At 61.9% G+C, this 21,178-nt stretch carries 20 protein-coding genes and 1 tRNA gene; 6 read left to right on the forward strand and 15 right to left on the reverse strand.

Going from position 1 to position 21,178, the window contains the following annotated elements; translation table 11 throughout:
- Positions 1-11 precede the first annotated feature (11 nt).
- The 5 genes from EV686_RS15115 to EV686_RS15135 all read right to left on the reverse strand — a co-directional run bounded on the left by EV686_RS15115 (position 12) and on the right by EV686_RS15135 (position 8,534).
- The gene (locus tag EV686_RS15115; RefSeq protein WP_132477789.1) at positions 12-1,352 is read right to left on the reverse strand and encodes a tryptophan--tRNA ligase; all 1,341 of its coding nucleotides are present in this window, start codon (positions 1,350-1,352) and stop codon (positions 12-14) included.
- Positions 1,353-1,450: 98 nt separating this feature from the next.
- The gene (gene zapE / locus EV686_RS15120) at positions 1,451-2,542 is read right to left on the reverse strand and encodes a cell division protein ZapE (RefSeq protein ID WP_132477790.1); all 1,092 of its coding nucleotides are present in this window, start codon (positions 2,540-2,542) and stop codon (positions 1,451-1,453) included.
- A 310-nt stretch (positions 2,543-2,852) separates the two neighbouring features.
- On the reverse strand, positions 2,853-4,280 hold the full coding sequence (lpdA, locus tag EV686_RS15125) for a dihydrolipoyl dehydrogenase (RefSeq protein ID WP_132477791.1): 1,428 nt from the start codon (positions 4,278-4,280) through the stop codon (positions 2,853-2,855).
- A 145-nt stretch (positions 4,281-4,425) separates the two neighbouring features.
- Entirely contained in the window at positions 4,426-5,625 is a 1,200-nt protein-coding gene (gene odhB, locus EV686_RS15130; RefSeq protein ID WP_132477792.1) for a 2-oxoglutarate dehydrogenase complex dihydrolipoyllysine-residue succinyltransferase, read from the reverse strand.
- 32 nt (positions 5,626-5,657) lie between these two features.
- The gene (locus EV686_RS15135) at positions 5,658-8,534 is read right to left on the reverse strand and encodes a 2-oxoglutarate dehydrogenase E1 component (protein WP_132477793.1); all 2,877 of its coding nucleotides are present in this window, start codon (positions 8,532-8,534) and stop codon (positions 5,658-5,660) included.
- A gap of 409 nt (positions 8,535-8,943) precedes the next feature.
- On the opposite strand from EV686_RS15135, the gene EV686_RS15140 reads away from it, so the two are divergent.
- The 4 genes from EV686_RS15140 to EV686_RS18655 all read left to right on the forward strand — a co-directional run bounded on the left by EV686_RS15140 (position 8,944) and on the right by EV686_RS18655 (position 13,870).
- Positions 8,944-11,235: an NADP-dependent malic enzyme gene (locus EV686_RS15140; protein WP_132477794.1), complete on the forward strand. Its 2,292-nt coding sequence runs from the start codon at positions 8,944-8,946 to the stop codon at positions 11,233-11,235.
- A gap of 281 nt (positions 11,236-11,516) precedes the next feature.
- Positions 11,517-12,452, forward strand: a complete 936-nt coding sequence (locus tag EV686_RS15145; RefSeq protein WP_132477795.1) for a sulfurtransferase — start codon at positions 11,517-11,519, stop codon at positions 12,450-12,452.
- A 106-nt stretch (positions 12,453-12,558) separates the two neighbouring features.
- Positions 12,559-13,692: a YeeE/YedE family protein gene (locus EV686_RS15150; RefSeq protein ID WP_132477796.1), complete on the forward strand. Its 1,134-nt coding sequence runs from the start codon at positions 12,559-12,561 to the stop codon at positions 13,690-13,692.
- Positions 13,693-13,705: 13 nt separating this feature from the next.
- Positions 13,706-13,870: a hypothetical protein gene (locus EV686_RS18655; protein ID WP_165972638.1), complete on the forward strand. Its 165-nt coding sequence runs from the start codon at positions 13,706-13,708 to the stop codon at positions 13,868-13,870.
- A gap of 74 nt (positions 13,871-13,944) precedes the next feature.
- Here the strand turns inward: EV686_RS18655 and alkB are convergent, their stop codons facing one another.
- From alkB to EV686_RS15180, 6 genes are all read right to left on the reverse strand, one after another.
- Positions 13,945-14,592, reverse strand: a complete 648-nt coding sequence (alkB, locus tag EV686_RS15155; RefSeq protein ID WP_377748292.1) for a DNA oxidative demethylase AlkB — start codon at positions 14,590-14,592, stop codon at positions 13,945-13,947.
- Entirely contained in the window at positions 14,589-15,212 is a 624-nt protein-coding gene (locus EV686_RS15160; protein WP_132477798.1) for a flavin reductase family protein, read from the reverse strand. Before EV686_RS15160 ends, alkB begins: the two co-directional genes overlap by 4 nt.
- Positions 15,213-15,282: 70 nt before the next feature.
- Positions 15,283-16,107: a 2,3-dihydro-2,3-dihydroxybenzoate dehydrogenase gene (locus EV686_RS15165; RefSeq protein ID WP_132477799.1), complete on the reverse strand. Its 825-nt coding sequence runs from the start codon at positions 16,105-16,107 to the stop codon at positions 15,283-15,285.
- Positions 16,107-16,769, reverse strand: coding sequence for an isochorismatase family protein (locus EV686_RS15170; RefSeq protein WP_132477800.1), 663 nt, complete (start codon positions 16,767-16,769; stop codon positions 16,107-16,109). Before EV686_RS15170 ends, EV686_RS15165 begins: the two co-directional genes overlap by 1 nt.
- Positions 16,770-16,778: 9 nt before the next feature.
- Positions 16,779-17,972 carry an isochorismate synthase gene (locus EV686_RS15175; protein WP_165972639.1) on the reverse strand — a complete coding sequence of 398 codons (1,194 nt, stop codon included), beginning with the start codon at positions 17,970-17,972 and terminating at the stop codon, positions 16,779-16,781.
- A gap of 153 nt (positions 17,973-18,125) precedes the next feature.
- Positions 18,126-19,148 (reverse strand): Ldh family oxidoreductase, encoded by a 1,023-nt coding sequence (locus EV686_RS15180; protein ID WP_132477802.1) that lies wholly within the window; start codon positions 19,146-19,148, stop codon positions 18,126-18,128.
- Between the two features lie 445 nt (positions 19,149-19,593).
- Between EV686_RS15180 and EV686_RS15185 the strand changes: the two genes are divergently transcribed.
- Positions 19,594-19,887, forward strand: coding sequence for an H-NS histone family protein (locus tag EV686_RS15185; RefSeq protein ID WP_132477803.1), 294 nt, complete (start codon positions 19,594-19,596; stop codon positions 19,885-19,887).
- A gap of 234 nt (positions 19,888-20,121) precedes the next feature.
- Entirely contained in the window at positions 20,122-20,262 is a 141-nt protein-coding gene (locus tag EV686_RS15190) for a YHYH domain-containing protein (RefSeq protein WP_132477804.1), read from the forward strand.
- Positions 20,263-20,401: 139 nt separating this feature from the next.
- Here the strand turns inward: EV686_RS15190 and EV686_RS19025 are convergent, their stop codons facing one another.
- The 4 genes from EV686_RS19025 to EV686_RS15205 all read right to left on the reverse strand — a co-directional run bounded on the left by EV686_RS19025 (position 20,402) and on the right by EV686_RS15205 (position 21,092).
- Entirely contained in the window at positions 20,402-20,536 is a 135-nt protein-coding gene (locus tag EV686_RS19025; protein ID WP_279389487.1) for a hypothetical protein, read from the reverse strand.
- Positions 20,512-20,760, reverse strand: coding sequence for a FecR/PupR family sigma factor regulator (locus tag EV686_RS19155; protein WP_132477805.1), 249 nt, complete (start codon positions 20,758-20,760; stop codon positions 20,512-20,514). The genes EV686_RS19025 and EV686_RS19155 overlap by 25 nt, the downstream gene beginning before the upstream one ends.
- Before the next feature lie 33 nt (positions 20,761-20,793).
- On the reverse strand, positions 20,794-20,943 hold the full coding sequence (locus tag EV686_RS18910; RefSeq protein WP_341539340.1) for an RNA polymerase sigma factor: 150 nt from the start codon (positions 20,941-20,943) through the stop codon (positions 20,794-20,796).
- 56 nt (positions 20,944-20,999) lie between these two features.
- A tRNA-Ser gene (locus EV686_RS15205) sits at positions 21,000-21,092 on the reverse strand.
- Positions 21,093-21,178 lie beyond the last annotated feature (86 nt).

Below are 21,178 nucleotides of genomic sequence, written 5' to 3' on the forward strand. Positions count from 1 at the left end.
AACAATTTTCCTCAGCCCTGCTGCGCCCTCAGATCCGCAAGCGCGTCCTGGATCAGCGGCCAGTTGGCCGCATCGATGACGGCGATGGGTTGGCCGTCGAGCAGCAGTTGCAGCGTATCCTGCCCTTCGGGCCGTACATCCACCACGCCGGCCAGCAGGCGCTTCTGGGCATCCCCGCCTTCGCGCGGGTTGCCGAAGGCATTCGACAGGAACAATTGCTGCCCGTCCGCCGCCAGGAAGCGGAAACGGAAGCCGCTCTCGTCGCGGAAGCTGACGAAACGCGCGGTCTTGCCCGACGCCTTGCCCGACGATGCGGGCGTCTTCGCGCTGACCTGCAGGGACAGGGAACGTATGCCGACAGCCTCACGCAAGCGTTGCATCAGCGGCGTGGCGCTGCGCCGCGCCTTTTCGGCGCCGGCCTGGAGGATATCCTCGATGCGGGCGGGATCGGCGATCAGTTCGGCATAGCGCTCGCGCATGGCCCCTAGTTCCTGCTCGATGCGTTCGAACAACTGATTCTTGGCATCACCCCACCCCAATCCATCTTCCAGGGCCTGGCGGAATGCCGCGCTTTCTTCCGGCGTGGCAAAGGCGCGATACAGGGTGAACAGATGCGAGCCTTCGGCATCCTTGGGCTCGCCGGGCTGGCGCGAATCGGTCACGATCCGCATAACGGCTGCGCGCGTCGCCTTGGCCCCTCCTTCGAACAAAGGAATGGTGTTGTCGTAGCTCTTGGACATCTTGCGTCCGTCCAGGCCGGGCAGTGTGGCGACCTCTTCGGCGATCTGCACTTCCGGCAGCACGAAGAAATCGCTGCCCTGGCCGTACAGATGATTGAAGCGCTGGGCGATGTCGCGCGCCATTTCCAGGTGCTGGATCTGGTCGCGGCCCACGGGCACTTTGTGCGCATTGAACATGAGAATGTCGGCCGCCATCAGCACGGGGTAAGAAAACAGCCCCATGGAAACGCCGTCGTCGGGCTCCGCGCCCTTGGCCGTGTTCTGGTCGACCGCCGCCTTGTAGGCATGGGCACGATTCATCAGGCCCTTGCCGGTCACGCAGTTCAGCATCCAGCACAGTTCCGGGATTTCCGGGATGTCCGACTGGCGGTAGAAAGTGACTTTCTCCGGATCCAGCCCCGCCGCCAGCCAGGTTGCCGCGATCTCCAGCCGGGAGCGCGCCACGCGCTGCGGATCGTCGCACTTGATCAGGGCGTGATAGTCGGCCATGAAGTAGAAGGCGTCCACGTCCGGCAACTGGCTTGCCTGGATGGAAGGACGGATGGCGCCGGCATAATTGCCCAGGTGCGGTGTTCCGGAAGTGGTGATGCCTGTCAGTACGCGAGTCGTCATGATGCTTCTTGATATTCAGTCAGTGTCGTGATGCGCATGGAATGCAGCGCAAAGATAGCGTAAAGCCGCTGCCCGCGTTTTGCGGAAACCCATGCAGTTTACAGCGTAGCCGTCTCTCTGCGCTCGGCCTCCAGGTATTCGCGCGACTGCATTTCCAGGATGCGCGAGACCGTGCGATGGAATTCATTGGCCATCTGCCCTTCGACGTACAGGTCTTCGGGATCGCATTCGGCCGACATGATGAGCTTCACCTTGTGATCGTAGAACACGTCGATCAGCCAGGTGAAGCGCCGCGCGATCGATGAGTCGCGGGCCGACATGCGCGGCACATCCGACAGGATCACGGTATGGAACCGGCTGGCCAGCTCCAGGTAGTCGTTCTGCGAGCGCGGTCCGCCGCACAGCGTGGCGAAATCGAACCACACCACGCTGCCGCTGAGCGCAACGGCATGCAGTTCGCGCTTCTGTACCGTGAGCACCGGCTCGCGCCTCGCGCCGTCGGACAGCCTTTCAAAATCCTCGAACAGCTCTTCATTGGTCTTGGGCGTGATGGGCGTCAGGTACGTACGCACCTGCTCCAGCGTGCGCCGCCGGTAGTCCACGCCGGTATCCACGTTGAGGATATCCATGCGCTCCTGAATCAGCTTGATGGCGGGAATGATGCGGTCGCGATGCAGGCCTTCGGGATACAAGGTTGAAGGCTCGTAGTTGGACGTCATGACGAACGACACGCCATGATCGAACAGCTTGAGCAGCAGCCTGTACAGGATCATGGCGTCCGCGATATCCGACACATGGAACTCGTCGAAGCAGATCAGGCGATAGCGCTTGGCGATGCGCGCGGCGACGGCATCCAGGGGATCTGGCTGGCCCTTGACCTCGTCCAGCTCCCGGTGGACGCCCTGCATGAATTCATGGAAATGCAGGCGCGTCTTGCGCTTGAGCGGCACCGCCTGGTAGAAGGCATCCATCAGGAAGCTCTTGCCGCGCCCGACGCCGCCCCACATATAAACGCCGCGGGGAATGTCCGGGCGCTTGAACAGCCGCTTGAGCGCCGAAGTCCGGTCCTGCAGATAGCTCAGCCAATCCTCGTAGAACTGCTGGAGCCTGTCGATGGCCGCTTCCTGCGCCAGGTCCGGCTTGTAGCCCTTTTCTTCCAGCGCATGGAGGTAATGCTCGCGTACATTCATGAATCGATCGTCCGGGACGGAGCCCGCTGCAATTTTGGAAAATCATGGAAACGAAAAATGCTCCCACGCTGCGCCTTCGGCTTGCGCTCCACCTCGCGGCCTGCATGCCGCTCGGATTCGCCAAGCGCAGAACAGTCCGCAGTGGACTGTTCTGCGTCCGAGCTCATCCCCGAGGGGGCGCTTTTTGCCTTGGGAGCGGCCCGGCGGCAAAAAGGGCGGTCGATGCCCGCCCTTTTGATGAAACCGCTGATTGCGCCGCAGGGCTGGCCGGCATTCGCGCATGCGGTCGGCCAGCCCTGCCGCGCGTTCATCAGAAGTTCAGCGTCCGCTTGTCCACGGCCAGCGCCGCTTCCTTGACGGCTTCCGACAGCGTCGGGTGCGCATGGCAGATGCGGGCGATGTCTTCGGCGGCGCCACGGAACTCCATGATGGTGACCGCCTCGGCGATCAGTTCGGAGGCCTGCGGCCCGATGATGTGCACGCCCAGGACTTCGTCCGTCTTGGCATCGGCCAGGATCTTGACGAAACCGGTGGTGTCGCCCAGCGCGCGCGCGCGGCCATTGGCCAGGAACGGGAAGCTGCCGGCCTTGTACTCGCGACCCTCGGCCTTGAGCTGCTGCTCGTTCTTGCCGACCCAGGAGATTTCCGGGGACGTATAGATCACCGAAGGAATCGTGTCGAAGTTGACGTGGCCATGCTGGCCGGCAATGCGCTCGGCAACGGCCACGCCCTCTTCCTCGGCCTTGTGCGCCAGCATGGGACCGCGCACGACGTCGCCCACGGCCCACACATTGGGCAGGTTGGTCTTGCAGTCGCCGTCCACGGCGATGAAGCCGCGCTCGTCCAGCTTCAGGCCGACGGTTTCAGCACCCAGGCCTTCCACGTGGGGTACGCGGCCGATCGAGACGATTAGCTTGTCCACGGCCAGCTTCTGCTCTGAGCCGGCAGCGTCCGTATAGGAGATATTGACGGCCTTGGCGGTGGTCTTGACCTCGCCGATCTTCACGCCGGTGCTGATCTTCAGGCCTTGCTTGGTCAGGGCCTTGAGGGCCTCCTTGGCGACCTGCTGGTCCGCCACGGCCAGGAAGTCGGGCATGGCTTCCAGGACGGTGACCTCGGCGCCCAGGCGGCGCCACACGCTGCCCAGCTCCAGCCCGATGACGCCGGCGCCGATGACGCCCAGCTTCTTGGGCACTGCGGGGATGCGCAGCGCGCCATCGTTGGACAGGACCTGCGTCTCGTCGAAAGGCAGGCCGGGCAGTGCGCGCGGCGACGAGCCCGTGGCCACGATGATGTGCTTGCCGACCAGTTCGTCTTCGGTCTTGCCGGATACCTTGATGGCCCAGCCGCCTTCGGCCTGGCCCGCGAACGCGCCCGTGCCGTGGAAAAACGTGACCTTGTTCTTCTTGAAGAGGTACAGGATGCCTTCATTGTTCTGCTTGACGACGCTGTCCTTGCGACCGATGAGCGTGTCCAGCTTCAGGCTGACGCCCTTGACCTCGATGCCGTGCTCGGCGAAGTGATGCTGCGCCTGCTCGTAGTGCTCGGACGACTGCAGCAGCGCCTTGGAGGGGATGCAGCCCACGTTGGTGCAGGTGCCGCCGGGCGCGGGCTTGCCGTCAGCCGTGGCGGCTGCGTCGATGCACGCAACGGAAAAGCCCAGTTGGGCCGCGCGAATGGCTGCGATGTACCCGCCAGGGCCCGCGCCGATTACAACTACGTCGAATTGTTTAGCCATGTTCTGCTCTTGTATTCAGGAGAGTGATACGCGATGCAATGGCATCTGCGCACGGCGGGAAATTGGATGCGGATGGCATCGCCCCGCCTGTGACGCGCAGCGCCCTCGAGGGGCGCCGCGCCACGAAAGACAGGAAGTCCGGCGATCAGACTTCCAGCAGCAGGCGCTGCGGATCTTCCAGGGCTTCCTTCATGGCAACCAGGCCCAGGACGGCTTCGCGGCCGTCGATGATGCGGTGGTCGTAGGACAGTGCCAGATAGTTGATCGGACGGATCACGATCTGGCCGTTTTCCACAACCGGGCGCTCCTTGGTGGCGTGAATGCCGAGGATGGCCGATTGCGGCGGGTTGATGATGGGGGTGGACAGCATCGAGCCGAACACGCCGCCATTCGAGATGGAGAACGTGCCGCCGGTCAGCTCCTCCAGGCTCAGCTTGCCGTCGCGGGCGCGGGCGCCGAAGTCGGCAATTGCCTTCTCGATGTCGGCGATGGACAGTTGGTCGGCATTGCGCAGGATGGGCACGACCAGACCGCGCGGGCTGCCGACGGCGATGCCGATGTCGAAGTAGCCGTGATAGATGATGTCCTTGCCATCGACCGACGCATTGAGGACAGGGTATTTCTTCAGGGCGGCCACGGCAGCCTTGACGAAGAAAGAGGTGAAGCCCAGCTTGACGCCGTGCTCTTTCTCGAACTTGTCCTTGTAGGCGTTGCGCAGATCCATGACGGCCTTCATGTTGACTTCGTTGAAGGTCGTCAGGATGGCGTTTTCCTGTTGCGACTGCAGCAGGCGCTCGGCGACGCGGGCGCGCAGACGGCTCATGGGAACGCGCTGCTCGGGGCGGCCATCCAGCGACAGCGTAGGAGGAGCGACAGGCGCTGCCGCCTTGGCGGAAGCGGCGCCGGCCGACTGGGCGTCGGCCTTGGTGACGCGGCCGCCGCGGCCGGAACCTTCCACCGAAGCGGGATCAATGCCCTTCTCGGACAGGATCTTGCTGGCCGCGGGCGATGCCACTGCGGCGCCCTTGGCGGCAGGCGCTGCCGCAGGAGCGGCGGCTTCTTCCTTGGCGGGCGCGGCGGCGGGAGCTGCTGCCGCGGCCTTGCCTTCCGTATCGATGCGGGCCAGCACGTCACCCGAAGTCACGGTACTGCCGTCGCCCTTGACGATTTCCGCCAGGACGCCCGATGCGGGAGCCGGAACTTCCAGCACGACCTTGTCGGTTTCGACTTCGATCAGGATTTCGTCGGCCTGCACGGCTTCGCCGGGCTGCTTCTTCCAGTTCAGCAGCGTGGCTTCCGAAACCGATTCGGACAGTTGGGGGACGAGAACATCAGTAATGGACATAATATCTTGATTCCGTTGAATGTTTTTCTAAATTACTTGGTCAGCGTGAAGCCTTTGTGCTTGGCAGAGAATGCCTGCTCGAGCAGTTGACGCTGCTGCTCCTGGTGCTTGGCCAGGTACCCTACAGCGGGCGAGGAAGATGCCGGACGGCCTGCGTAGCCCAGTTTCTGGCCTGCGGTCATGTTTTCGTACAGGTGATGCTGGATGTAGAACCACGGCCCCTGGTTCTGCGGCTCATCCTGTACCCAGACGACTTCCTTGGCATTACCGTACTTGCGCAGTTCGGTTTCGAACGCCTTGTGTGCGAACGGATACAGCTGCTCGACGCGGATGATGGCCACGTCGTTGCGCTGCGCTTCCTTGCGAGCATTGACCAGATCGTAATACACCTTGCCGGAGCATGCCAGCACGCGGGTAACGCCGGCCGGATCGATCGAGGCGTCGACTTCGCCGATGACAGGCTGGAACTGGCCCTCGGCCAGCTGGGACAGCGGCACGCCCGCATCCTTGTTGCGCAGCAACGACTTGGGCGTCATGATGACCAGCGGCTTGCGGAACGGACGGATCATCTGGCGTCGCAGCAGGTGGAAGATCTGGGCGCCATTGGTAGGCTGCACAACCTGGATATTGTTGTCTGCGCACAGTTGCAGGAAGCGTTCGATGCGCGCCGACGAATGCTCGGGACCCTGGCCCTCATAACCGTGCGGCAGCATCATGGTCAGGCCGCAATAACGGCCCCACTTGGCTTCGCCGGACGCGATGAACTGGTCGATCACGACCTGGGCGCCGTTGACGAAGTCGCCGAACTGGGCTTCCCAGATGGTCAGTGTGTTGGGTTCGGCCGAAGCGTAGCCGTACTCGAAGCCAAGGACGGCCTCTTCGGACAGTACGGAATCGATGACCGTGAACGAACCCTGGTTGGGCGATACGTTCTGCAGCGGTATGTAGGTGCCGTCGTTCCAGCGCTCGCGCTTCTGGTCATGCAGGACGGCGTGGCGGTGCGTGAAGGTGCCGCGGCCCGAATCCTGGCCGGTAATGCGGATGGGATAGCCCGATGCCACCAGCGTGGCGAAAGCCAGGTGCTCGCCCATGCCCCAGTCCAGCGGCAGCTCGCCGCGCGCCATGGCGCGACGGTCGTTCAGCAGGCGATTGACCAGCGGGTGCACGGTGAAGCCTTCGGGAACCGTCGTCAGCTTCTCGCCGATGCGCGTCAGTTCGGTCAGGGGGACGGCCGTGTCGGCCTGGTCCGTCCACTTGGCATCCAGGAACGGCGTCCAGTCGGTGGCGTACTTGCTCTTGTGATCGGTGAGCACAGGCTCGATGGTCCGCTTGCCGTCTTCCATGACCAGACGGTAGTCCTTTACCATCTGCTCGGCCTCTTCTTCCGTCAGTACGTTCTGGGCGACCAGCTTGTCGGCGTAGAGCTTGCGCGTGCCTGGGTGCTTGCCGATGCTCTTGTACATCAGCGGCTGAGTCAGCGCGGGCGTGTCCTGCTCGTTGTGGCCCAGCTTGCGGAAGCAGACGATGTCGACGACGACGTCGTGGCGGAACTTCTGGCGGTAGTCCAGCGCCAGTTGCGTGACGTAGACCACGGCCTCGGGATCGTCGCCGTTGACATGGAACACCGGCGCCTCGATCATCTTGACCACGTCGGTGCAATACAGCGTGGAACGCGTATCGCGCGGATCGGAGGTCGTGAAGCCGATCTGGTTGTTGATGACGATGTGCAGCGTGCCGCCGGTACCGTAGCCGCGCGTCTGCGCCAGGTTGAGGGTTTCCATGACCACGCCCTGGCCCGCGAATGCAGCGTCGCCATGCACCAGCACGGGCAGCACTTGCGAGCCGTCCTCGTCGCCGCGGCGGTCCTGGCGCGCACGCGTGCTGCCTTCGACCACGGGGTTGACGATTTCGAGGTGGGACGGGTTGAATGCCAGCGACAGGTGCACGGGACCTCCGCGTGCGGAAAGATCGCTGGAGAAACCGTTGTGGTACTTCACGTCGCCATCGGTCAGGCCATCGGGGTGCTTGCCTTCGAATTCGGCGAACAGGTCGCCCGGCATCTTGCCCATGATGTTGACCAGCATGTTCAGGCGGCCGCGGTGGGCCATGCCGACGATGACTTCCTGCACGCCGCTCTCGCTGGCGTGGTTGACGACCTCGTCCATCGAGGCGATGAAGCTTTCGCCGCCTTCGAGCGAGAAGCGCTTCTGGCCGACATACTTGGTATGCAGGAAGCGTTCCAGACCTTCGGCTTCGGTCAGTTGCTGCAGGATGTTGCGCTTGCGCTGTGCCGGGAAGGCGGGAACGCCGCCGGCTTCGAGGCGCTCCTGGATCCAGCGCTTGGCAGCCGGATCGGAAATGTACATGAACTCCGCACCGATGGACTGGCAATAGGTATCGCGCAGCGCCTTGAGCATATCGCGCAAGGTCATGGTGTCGGCTTTGGTGAAATAGGTGTTCGTGGCCGAATAGACCTGATCCAGGTCGGCTTCGGTCAGGCCGTAGAAGGCGGGATCCAGTTCGGGGATCTGCGGACGATCCTGGCGCTTGAGCGGATCGAGCTGGGCGACACGCGCTCCGAGAGAGCGGTAGGCGGCGATCAGGGACTGGACCGAGACCTGCTTGCTGGCGACCGTCAGGTCGGGAGCTGCGGCATGGACCAGGAACGCATTGGCCTTGGCGCGTTGCGCGAACGACTCGATGATGGGCGCATGCGCCTGGTCGCGGGTCTGTTCGTTGCCATCGGTTGCAGGGAGGTGCTGCAGTTGATCGAAGTAAGTGCGCCACTGGTCGGGAACCGATGCCGGATCCTCCAGATAGGATTCGTAGAGTTCTTCTACGTAGGGCGCGTTACTGCCGAAAAGATAGGAATTGGATAGACGTTCTTTGAATTCAGGTTCTGTGGACATTTTTGGCGCTTCACCTATCCGGATGTCTCATCCGTTTACGATGCAGGGAAAAAACCTTCCGCGACACGGCCAGACCGGATAGCGGATAGCGGGGGCAGAAGGCAACGTGTACGACCGCCTCTAGAGCCGTATGCGGGCTAGTATAGCTCTGAAAAGTTTGCGATAGCTCAGGAAATGACCAAACGCTCAGGATTTTCCCCTGGCTGCGTTGGCATTAACAAACACCTTTCCTTTTACCGCAACTTTTTGCGATGCAAAAAACTGCCCCCACGCTGCGCAGGCTGGCGCTCGCTTGCTGGCCCCCATAAGGGGGCGCTTTTTGTCCAGGGACGGCCCGGCGACAAAAAATTCGACCAAAGTCTAGGAAGTAGAATAAGATTTCCTCTTTTCACCAGCAGGATACATGCTCATGGACGCCAACGCAGATCTCGCCAAGCTAGCACTGGACTATCACGCCTATCCTTCCCCAGGCAAGATTTCCGTCACTCCGACCAAGCCTCTGGCCAACCAGGACGATCTTTCGCTTGCCTACTCCCCCGGCGTGGCCTCGGCTTGCATGGCGATCCATGCGGAAGGCGACGATGCCGCTTCCAAATACACATCGCGCTCGAACCTGATCGGCGTCATCACCAACGGCACGGCGGTGCTCGGCCTGGGCAATATCGGCCCGCTGGCTTCCAAGCCCGTCATGGAAGGCAAAGGCTGCCTGTTCAAGAAGTTTGCCGGCATCGACGTGTTCGACATCGAACTCGCCGAAAACGATCCCGACAAAATCGTCGAAATCGTGGCCGCCCTCGAGCCCACGCTGGGCGGTGTGAATCTGGAAGACATCAAGGCGCCCGAGTGCTTCTATATAGAGAAGAAACTGCGCGAGCGCATGAACATTCCCGTCTTCCACGACGATCAGCACGGCACCGCCATCATTTCCTCGGCCGCCATCCTCAATGGCCTGAAAGTCGTGGAAAAAGACATCGGCAAGGTCAAGCTGGTGTGCTCCGGCGCCGGGGCCGCCGCCATTGCCTGCCTGGACCTGCTGGTTCACCTGGGCGTGCGCCGCGAGAACATCTACGTCGTCGACTCCAAGGGCGTCATCTGGGAAGGCCGCACGGAAAACCTGGAGGCCAACAAGGCCCGCTACGCGCAGAAAACCGACGCCCGCACCCTGGCCGACGTCTGCAAGGACGCCGACGTATTCCTGGGCTGCTCGACCGCCGGCGTGCTTACGGCCGACATGGTCAAGACCATGGCGCCCAAGCCACTGATCCTGGCCCTGGCCAACCCCGATCCCGAGATCCGTCCCGAAGTTGCCAAGGCCGCGCGCCCGGACTGCATCATCGCCACCGGCCGTTCCGACTATCCCAACCAGGTCAACAACGTCCTGTGCTTCCCCTTCATTTTCCGTGGCGCGCTCGATTGCGGCGCGACCCGCATCACCGAAGAGATGAAGCTGGCCTGCGTGCGCGCCATCGCTGACCTGGCCCAGGCGGAACAGAACGACATGGTGGCCACCGCCTACGCAGGCCAGGAGCTGACGTTCGGTCCGGAATACATTATTCCCAAGCCTTTCGACCCCCGACTGATCGTGCAGATCGCCCCCGCCGTGGCGGAAGCCGCCGTCGCCTCCGGCGTGGCCGCGCGCCCCATCGAGGACATCGAAGCCTACCGCCAGAAGCTGCTGGGCCTGGTGTACCATTCCGGCCAGTTGATGCGCCCCCTGTTCATGCAGGCCAAGAAGGCGCCCAAGCGCGTCATCTACGCCGACGGCGAAGATGAACGCGTCCTGCGCGCCGTGCAAACCGTCGTCGACGAGCGCATCGGCTTCCCCATCCTGGTGGGCCGCCCCTCCGTCATCGAAATGCGCATCAAGAAGTTCGGCCTGCGCCTGCGCGACGGCGATAACATCGAGATCGTCAACCCCGAGGACGACGATCGCTTCAACGACACCTGGAGCGCTTACTATAAGCTGCGCGGACGCGAAGGCGTGACGCCCGACATCGCCAAGGCCATGGTGCGCAAGCACAACTCGCTGATCGGCGTCATGCTGCTGCAGCGCGGTGACGCCGATGCCATGATCTGCGGCGTGGCCAGCAACTACGACAACCAGTTGCGCCACGTCGACGACGTCATCGGCCTGAAGCCCGGTATCAATACCTATGCCGCCATGAACGTGCTGATGCTGCCGACGCAGACGCTGTTCATCTGCGATACGCACGTCAACGAAGACCCGACCGCGGAACAGATCGCCGAAATGACCATCCAGGCCGCGGAAGAAGTGGCGCGCTTCGGCGTTACGCCCAAGGTCGCCCTGCTGTCGCACTCGAACTTCGGCAGCCGCCCCACCGCCTCTTCCCGCAAGATGGCCAAGGCGCGCGAGATCCTGGCGCAGACCGCTCCCCATATTGAAGTGGATGGCGAAATGCACGCCGATTCGGCGCTGTCGGAAAACATCCGCATGAAGGCCTACCCCGACTCGACGCTGACCGGGCCCGCGAACCTGCTGATCACGCCCAACCTGGACGCTGGCAACATCACCTACAACATGCTGAAGATGACAGGCAGCAACGGCGTCACCATGGGTCCCATCCTGCTGGGCGCAGCCCGTCCTGTGCATATCCTGACCACCAGCTCCACCGTGCGCCGCATCGTCAACATGACCGCCCTGGCTGTCGTGGATGCGCAGCAAGAAGCCGCTCAGGCCTGATCGCGACAAGGAGCGATTCACGCTGAGACACCTGGCGTGAACGCCATAGGGCAGCCTTTCGAGGCTGCCCTTTCTCTTTCTCTTTTACCTGCTTCATTTCCCGATCGGCAAGACGGCGGGCGGGCCAGCCCCGCAGAGGCGCTGCCTTGTCGCCCGCCCTGAAATACCTTAATGACCAGCAGGGATAGTGTTATTACTAGAAATAATAAAAACCTTAAAAATCAATCGGATATGGCATATTTAACTCTACAATCGTCCTCATGCCTTTTTCGGATGCTCCCATGAAACTCCCCGCACTGTTTTCCATATTTCTTGGCACCATGCTCTTCGGCGCCCCGGCCGGTGCGCAACCCACGCTGAGCCCGGGCGAGCTGGAGGCGCTGCTTGGGCAGCCCGAAGTCCGCGTGATCGACATCCGGCCGCCCGCCGACTTTGCCAAGGGCCATCTGCCCGGCGCGCTGTCCACCCCCTATGCTTCATGGCGCGGCCCGGCGCACAGTCCCGGCACGCTGCCTCCACTGGACACCCTGACGCAAGCCATCCGCCAACTGGGCGTCGATGCGCATACGCACAATGTCATTGTGTACGCGGGCGCCGACACCAGCGACTTCGGCTCGGCCGCGCGCGTCTACTGGACGATGAAATACCTGGGGCTGGAAAACCTTTCCATCCTGAACGGCGGGATCAAGGCATGGCAAAGCGCCGGCCTGCCGCTGACGCAGGAGAAAGCCGCGGTTGCGGCCAGCAGCTACACCCCCGTCCTGAACCAGGCGATCATCGCCAGCCAGTCCGATGTTCTCAACCAGATCGGCAACCCACAGGCGCGTCTGGTCGATGCGCGCCCGGACAGTTTCTTCCAGGGCCAGACCAAGGCGCCGACGGCCGCCGTGCCGGGCACCATCCGCGGCTCTGTCAACATCGCGCACAGCCAGTGGTTCAAACCCGGCTCCAACGAAATCATGCCTGCCGAAGAAGCCCGCCGGATCGCAGCACAGAACTTCCCTCAGTTGGTGGATGACACCATCACATTCTGCAATACCGGCCACTGGGCGGCCACCGACTGGTTCGCCCTGTCCGAACTGGCTGGACTGCCGAACATCCGCATGTATCCCGAGTCCATGGCCGACTGGACAAATTCCGCGCAAGCCTTGCCCATGAGCAATGAACCCGGCCGCGCGCAACAGATCGCCGGCAAGCTCAAGGCATTGTTCAACTGAACCTGCCGCACGACGTCCCGCCTGCCGGGCATCGTGCGGTCGATCCCTTGCTGATCGTCACCCGAATCCTAATCCGAATCACCCTTATCCTGCGAGCTTAATCCCCATGCTTCGCCTTCCCCTGACTCTGCTCATCACAGCCAGCTTCCTTGCGCTGGCATGGTTCGTCTCCCTGCGCCAGTCCCTGCTGTTCCTGATCGGCATAGGCATGGGCGGGATCCTGGCCGGCGCGCGCTTCGGCTTCACCACCGGCTGGCGCCGACTGATCGAACAGCGCGACACCTCCGGCGTCATGGCGCAGATCGTGCTGCTGGCCGTCGCCGCCGTCATTTCCATTCCCCTGCTGGCCTATTTCCCCAACGATCTTATGGCCGCCCTGGGACCACCCAGCGTCAGCCTGCTGGTCGGCGCCTTCGTCTTCGGGATAGCCATGCAAGTCGCTGACGGCTGCGGCTCCGGCACACTCTACAAGGCCGGCCTGGGCATTCCGCTGAACATGGCCATCCTGCCCATGTTCGCGCTGGGCAGCTTCCTGGGATCCGCCCATCTGAGCCATTGGCTGTCCCTGGGAGCCATCCAGCCTGTGGGCATGGTCGACTCCCTGGGCGCCCTGCCTGCCGTCCTGCTGACGTTCGCCGGACTGGCCATCGCGGGCTTGCTCGCCTATGGCTGGAGCAAAAGAAAGACTCCCGACGCTGCTGCGGCGGCACCTTCGCCCCAGGCACGGAAAAACGCAGCCGCCCCCCGCTGGTTCAACCGCAGGCTGGCGATCGCGGGCATCGGCCTGGCGCTGCTGGCCGTGCTGAACCTGGTGGTGGCCGGACAGCCCTGGGGCGTGGTCTACGGCTTCGGCCTGTGGGGCGCCAAGCTGGCGACGGCCGCCGGCCTGTTCGATCCCACGACCAATGCCTTCTGGAGCCAGCCGGGCAACCTGCACGCATTGGAACAGACAGTATTCCTGGACGTCACCACCATCACCAATATCGGCATCATGGCCGGGGCGCTGTGGATCGCCGCGCGCAAGGCGCCGGGCGCATCCCGGATGACGGGACAGCAATGGCTCATCGGCATCATCGCCGGCTTCCTGCTGGGCTACAGCTCGCGCCTGGCCTTCGGCTGCAATGTGGGCGCCATGGTCAGCGGCATTTCCACCGGCAGCCTGCATGGCTGGATCTGGGTCGTCATGGCCTTTGCCGGTTCACTGATCGGTGTGCGCCTGCGCCGCCGCTACGGTTTCTGACAGGAGCGCCAGCATGAAACAACGCACTATCTCCCTGCTGCTCTTCTGGGCCGTGCTCCTGGGTTTCTTTGCCTGGGACTGGTCGCACTCCGAACCGGTCAACCTACGCCTCGAGGCCGACATCATTGCGCTGGGCTCGGGCAAGGCTCCGACCGGCGGACACTGCTCGGCATTCTGACGACGGGTCGCAGGCCCCAGCGCCTCGCGGCCTTGCAAACCGCCCGGATTCGCACAGATGCCCCGTGTCCGTGCTCATCCCGCCTTGCGCATCGTCAGGTTGACGCGAAAATTCCCCAGCCGCTCATGCGGCTGTCCCTTCAATGGCATGATGCCGTGGAACCGCAGGCGGTCCTCGCCGCCCCACACGACGACATCGCCGTGCTCCAGCAAGACCTTACTTACAGGCGCATCGCGCGTCATGCCTCCGAACTGGAATACGGCGCTCATGCCCAGCGATACGGAAACGATGGGCTGGGACATGTCGCGTTCGTTCTTGTCCTGGTGCAGCGACATTCTCGCTCCGGGCGCATAGCGGTTCAACAGACAGGCATCCGGTATAAAAGCAGCAAAACCCGCCTCTCGCGCCGCATCCAGCGCCAGAGCCTCGAACAGTTCCGGCATAGGCGGCCAGGGCCTGCCCGACAAGGGATCCTCGGACGCATAGCGATAGCCGCGCCGATCGGTAACCCAGCCCAGCGCGCCGCAATTGCAGCTTTCCACCGACATCGTGTATCCGCCCGGCGTCGTCATGTGACGCCACGGCGCTGCGGAGACGATGGCATCGATGGCCTGCAGCAGCCCGTCGGCGTGCCGCAGCGCGAAACCATGCAGGACCCAGGAATGCCTGCCCAGGGCTTCGCGCCGCCCCTCGAGCTGTTGTGTGAAAAGATCAGTCATCAGCCCCGAGGCGTATCCGGCTTGCGCCTTGGCATGCGGAAGTTATCGCTTGTCTTCACATACCAGTCGGCGCCATGCAGGCGGCCGATGGCATCAAGCTTCAGGGCATCGATATGGCAGCGCTGCGCATCCAGGACGGCGCCGTCGTCCACGTGCACGCCCTCGACCCTCGCCAGATAAATGGTGCGCAGGCCATCGACGTCGATCTCTTTCCATAGCCTGCACTCAAGCGCCACGGGACTGCCGGCGATGCGCGGCGGCTTTACCTTCCGGGAAGGCAGAGTCTGCAGCCCCGCCACATCGATCTCGTCCACATCGTACGGATACTCCGCCGCGGTGACGTTCATGGCCTCGGCCAGCGGCGCGGGCACCAGATTGACGACGAACTCTCCGGTGCGCTCTATGTTCAGGCTGGTATCTTTTTTGTCGGCGCCATGCCGGCCGATGCCAAGGCCGATGACGGGCGGCTCGCCGGAAAGCACATTGAAAAAGGAAAACGGAGCCGCGTTGAGCTTGCCGTTCTCCTTCAGTGTGACAACCCATGCGATAGGCCGCGGAACAACAGTGCTGGCCATGAGCTTGTAAGTGTCGCGGCTATCGAGAGCGTGGAAATCGAAGAACATGAACGTGCCACCTGATGAATGGAAATCGACTTGCCCATTCTAGCGCGAGCTTGCGCTCCGGTACGCGCAATCACTGATCGAGCGTAGCGCCGCCGTCCACGCGCAGATCGTGCAGCGTAATATGGCTCGCCCTGTCGGACAGCAGGAACAGCACCGATTCGGCGACCTCTTGCGGCGTGGCGATCTTGCGCAAGGGAATGCCGAGGCGGTTGCCTTCCAGCGAGCCCTGGATCACGGTTTCGCGAGACGAGCCCTGGCGCCACATGGCGCGCTGCATCTCGGTATCGGTGGAGCCCGGAGAAACGATATTGCAGCGCACGCCATGAGGCGCCAGTTCCAGCGCCAGACAACGCGTCATCTGCGTCAGTGCAGCCTTCGACGCGGCGTAGGCGCCCATGCCCATGCGCGGCGTCGTGGCGGCATTCGAACTGACATTAACGATCGCGCCCCGGCCGCGCTCCATCATCCCCGGCGCTACAGCGCGGCAGACATGGAACGGCCCTGTCGCGTTGACGGCGAAGACTCGCGACCATTGCTCGTCGCTCAGATCGACGATGTTTCCCATTTGCAGCACGCCCGCCACACAGGCCAGCCTGTCGATCGGCCCCAGCGCTTTCTGCGCCTGCGATACGGCCTGGCCCACCGAGACGGCATCCGCGACGTCGGTCCTCCATGTCCGCAGCCTTGCGGCATCGCCGCCGCCAGCTCGCCAGCGCTGCTCCAGCTGCTTCAGGCCGGCATCATCGATATCCAGCGCGCTGACGGCTGCGCCCTGCCCAAGCAAGGCCATCGCGACTTCCGCCCCGATCCCGCTGCCCGCGCCCGTCACCAGCGCGTGCCTGCTCGCAAATTCTCCGGCGCTTGCCTTCACCTCATTGACTTCATGCGACTGCATTACGGCTTCTCCCGCACCGGCTTCGCAGCCGCAAACAATTGCTCGACCTCGTCCGTCGTTATGACGGCCCCGCATCTGGTAGACACATAGCGCAGCGCCATTTCATGCTCGGCCCTGCTGAAATCCGCCACGGCATCCGCCGCCATGAACGGCTGCACATCCTGCATGAAGGCTTCCAGAGCCGTGGCCATGCAGCCGATGTGCGCATAGATGCCGCAGATCACCAGTTGATCACGCCCCAATGCCCGCAGCCTGTCTCTCAGGTCGGAGCGCTGGAATGCGCTGTAGCGCCACTTCACCAGCACCGTATCCTGCGGCGCGGGCGCCAGTTCGTCGATGATGGGCTGTTGCACGTGCATGGCGGGATCCGTCAGCCCCGGCCCCCACATATCGTTCAGCAAGGCGCGGTCGTGCGCGGGCTGGTCCACGGGTTGCGCGGTATAGAACACAGGCGCCTCCGCTGCATGGAAAGCATCGCGCAGCCTGGCCGCATTGCGCACCAGCTCGGGAATAGGCTCGGCGGAAGTATCGAATTTGTTGAGGAAGTACGCCTGCATGTCGTGGACCAGCAAGGCGCTGCGGGCAGGGTCCGGCTTCCATGAGACCTTGTTCTGATAGCCGCCCTGCGGCATGGCATAGGCGGGTAAAGCGGGAATCGTCATTGTGTTCCTTCAAAAAACTGCATGCAGCAAGGTGCCCAGCTTGGTTGCCGTCTCTTCGTACTCGCGTTCGGGATCCGAGCCTTCCACGATGCCGGCCCCTGCATAAAGGCGCAGGCGGCTGTCGTGGATCTGTGCGCATCGTAGCGCAATGGCCCATTCTCCATCGCCGCGCACATCCTGCCAACCTACCAGGCCGGCGTAGAAACCGCGTTCGAACGGCTCCAGCAAATCGATGCAGCGGCCGGCCGCCGTCGCGGGCTGGCCGCAAATGGCCGGCGTCGGGTGCAAGGCAAGCGCGACATCCAGCGCCGTCGTCGCCGGATCCGCCAGAACCCCGGTGATTTCGGTGGACAGATGCCACAACGTATCGGTCCCTATGACCGACGGCGCCTGGGGTACCTTCAGTTCGCGGCACAAGGGAGCCAGGCGCTGCCTGATGTCATCCACGACGATGGCGTGCTCATGGCGGTCTTTTTCAGAGGCGGCAAGCGCCTGGGACACGGCGGAATCCTTTACAGGATCCGTCTGGCGCGCAGCCGAACCCGCCAGCGGATTGACCGTGATGCGATCGCCCTTGCGCCGCGCCAGCAGCTCCGGACTCGCACCCACCAGCATTTCCAGGCCGCCCGATTCCGCCGGCACAGGCATGGCGAAGGTATATCCCTGCCGGTGGCCGGACAGCAGCCGCCCCAGCAAGGCCGGATAGGAAACCGGCTCGTCCAGCAAGATGTCCAGCGCCCTGGCCAGCACCACTTTGTCGACCTCTCCATGGCCGATGGCTTCCAGCGTGGACTGGACCGCCCTGACATAGCCCTGGCGATCCGGAAGCGCATCCCGCCGACATTCACGGCCCGGCTGCGCCGCTACTCTCCCCTCCACTTGGGTGGACAGAGGCACGCGGCGCTGGCGCGGAGCAAAAAAGCGGCCAGGCAGGCGGCGCGAGAACGGCACGGCACCGAAAATCACATCCGTATTGCGCTGTCGGCTCTTCAGATTCTCCGCCAGGCTGGAAACCGCACGGACGTAATCGATATCGCGGCATTCGACGAGATCGTCTGCCGGATCCGCCCATCCCCTGAACGCCGCCTCCGGCGAGCGGAACAGAACATCGCCGTGCTTCAGGCCGGCCAGAGAAAACGCGTCTCCCCGTTCAGGCGCAGGAGACCACCCCTCCTGCTGTTCGGTGGGAGATTGCGTATACACAGGCGCTTCCATTGCATGAAACCCAATTAAAAACTAATGAGAATTATACGCAATATTAGCCAATGCACCGTCGAATTTTCGTCAAAACCAGGAATGGGCCGGATCACCGGCACCTTCCGCACAGGCTTGCAGCGCTTGTTTTTGCCGCTCGGCTCAATCTGGCATCAAGGCGAGAATACGCGAATACAACAAGCCCGGCACCCGGATTCCCTGCTTCTCGCTGGCCTGGCGTTCCCGATAACGGCGCGAGCCCGGCAGGCGCGCACCTTGCCTGGCGATCTCATCCAGCAGCGCTTCGCTGTCGTCCGTCACGCTGCCGCCTGCCAGCAAGGCTGGATTGAAGGCCACGATCAGCTCGCCATGGCACGGCGCCGCCTTGGCTCCCGCATCGAACGCCTGCGACTGCCGGCTGCTCCTGTCGCCGATCATTGCGCTGGACATCAGCTCGATCATGGTCGCCAATGCGGAACCCTTATGTCCGCCAAAAGGCAACATCGCCCCCGCGAGCACCGCGGTCGGATCCGTACTGGGCCTGCCATCCGCATCCAGCCCCCAGCCTTCCGGCAACGGCTTGCCCTGCTGCTTGTACAGGGCAATATCGGCGCGGGCCGCAGCCGACGTTGCGAAATCGAAGACGTACGGCAACTGGTTCTTCCTGGGCCAGGCGAACGCCATGGGATTGGTCCCCAGGATACCCTTGCCGCCTCCGAACGGCGCCACCCAGCCGTGGCTGGGATTCATCGACAGCGCCGCCAGGCCATGTCCGGCAATCTCCTCGACCACAGGCCACAGCGCAGTGAAGTGAAAGCCATTGTTGATCGCCAGCATGGAGATACCCAGCGCCTTGGCCTTTGCCACCAACGATGGCAGGCCACGCTCCACCGCAGGCAGGGAAAAGCCGAACCGCGCATCCACTTGCGCAACGGCGTCCGTCACATCTTTCAGTTCGGGCTCCGCCCGCTTGTCGAACCGGGGATGCGCGATGGTATCCAGCACGCCCGGCAGGCGCTGCAGGCCATGCGAACGACAACCGTCCTTCTGCGCCTTCGCCAGGGAGCTGGCGACAGGCGCGGCCTGCTCCCGGGAAAGCCCATGGCCGACGAGGAAACGCATGACCAGGTCGAGCACCTCGCTCTCCGAAAGAAAGACATCGGGACTATCCGGCAGATCCGCCATGGCAAAGATTCCTCAAGAATGCAGACAAACCGTGATACTAGGACAAATCATGGTTCGCTTCATGAAAAGGGGCGAGAATGTTCTTGCTATCGTCCGGCGTTTCTCATTCTTCGAGTGCCGGGCCAGTAGAGATATCGAATCCGAACTGAGCCAATGCTCCCGTACCCGCCCACAATGGGAAATATCCTCTTTTCCGAAAACCATTGATCAGGCTTTAAATCGATACCCATTATGCACACATCATCGAAAACATAATCAACACGCCAATACATCGGATATCATTTCAACAGAATTTATTGACAAATAATTGAAATATCCCTCATGCATTAAAATACAGCATTAAACTTTTTTGAGGCCAGACTGCCTAGAAACACCCTGCCCAACAATACATTCGACATGAAATACGATAGAATTACTTTTTCCCCACCAATTGGAGCCCATTCAAATGGCAAGCTATCTGGAACTAAAGGCCCAGGCTGAAAAGCTGCTGCAACAGGCCGAAGACCTGCGCCAGCAAGAAGTCGCCGAAGTCATCAAGGAAATCAAGGCAAAGATGGCGGAATACGGCATCACGACTGCCGATCTGGGTGCATCCAGCAAGAAAGCCGCTTCCAAGGCCTCTCCCGTCGTCAAGTATCGGGGCCCCAACGGCGAAGAATGGTCCGGACGCGGACGCTCTCCGGTATGGATGAAAGAAGCCCTGGAGCAAGGAAAATCCAAGGAAGATTTCGCCGTATAAAAACAGATGCCCCTCACGGGGCATTTTTTATGAATGTCTCTATCTATTTGCGGCTCTACGCAAATACTGCCATCTGATTCCTCTATACTCCCCTTTTCCCATACGAAAAATTGCCGCCTGCTTTTTTGAAATATCAGCTATATTCCATTACGCATGCAAACACGCAAGGGATCAATAGAACCATCCCTATGAATGCCTGCAAGACAGGCGGCGATCATTGACATGGGAGACAAAATGAAGAGGATCATCACAGCAATCATGGCAGCTTTGATTGGCACGACAGCCATTGCCTTTGACGCCAGCGCGCACAGTGGAAGAACCGACAAGAACGGCTGCCATCACGACAGAAAAAATGGCGGCAGACATTGCCATTGATGAATAAAGCCCGGAAGAGTCCTTGATTTCCAAAAAGGTTTTATTTTTGACCGAAGGGAGAGATTCATATCGTAATTTATTACCGATATGAATCTCTCCTCCAGAACGATACGCCCCTTCCGGATCCAAGGTTGAACAACTAAGGCAGGTCGATGCGCACCAGGCTGTCGGCGGCATCCTTGCGCCAGGCCGGGTGCTTGTTGCTGTGTGGCGCCTTGACCGTCACGTACAAGGTATCGCCGTCCGGCGTCAGCGCCAGGCTGTTGGGATGCACGGGCAGATCGATCGTGCGCTTGACCAGTATTCCCGCTCATGCGCAGGATCACGCGCCAGCCAGGCATCGAGCTCCTTCTGCTCGTCGGACGTCAGCGAGCCCAGCCGCGCCTTCGAAAACCAGTGCAAGGCCTGTTCCCGTGGCGTGTTTCGGTCGGTTGAATGGTCAGTTGCGGTCATTGCGCGCGTCGCGAGGGACACAGGGCATGAAAAGCACCCCTTCATTAATAAGACGTCTGGGCATACGTAAATCCGGAATCAGTGCGGGGCATAGTTTTGTAACTTTTCTTGAAGATGCCGCATTGCCCGCTTCATGTATTTTTCGACCGAACTGGGCGTCAACTGCAATTTTCGCGCAATTTCCTCCTGGGTGTATCCCTCGATCTTGTTGACCAAGAATGAAAACAAGCCAAACCCACAAAAGCAAAAACCCCTTGATCTCTCAAGGGGTTCTTTGAATTTGCTGGCGGAGACGGAGGGATTCGAACCCTCGATACGGGTATAAGCCGTATGCTCCCTTAGCAGGGGAGTACCTTCAACCACTCGGCCACGTCTCCGAAGCAAGACCGCAATTCTAACACGAGTTTTAGAACGATTTCCAGCGGCTTGCCGATTCTTTTCTCCATGCGTCGCCGCATGGAGA

The sequence above is a fragment of the Paracandidimonas soli genome (genome assembly GCF_004342005.1).
Taxonomy (GTDB): Bacteria; Pseudomonadota; Gammaproteobacteria; order Burkholderiales; family Burkholderiaceae_B; genus Paracandidimonas; species Paracandidimonas soli.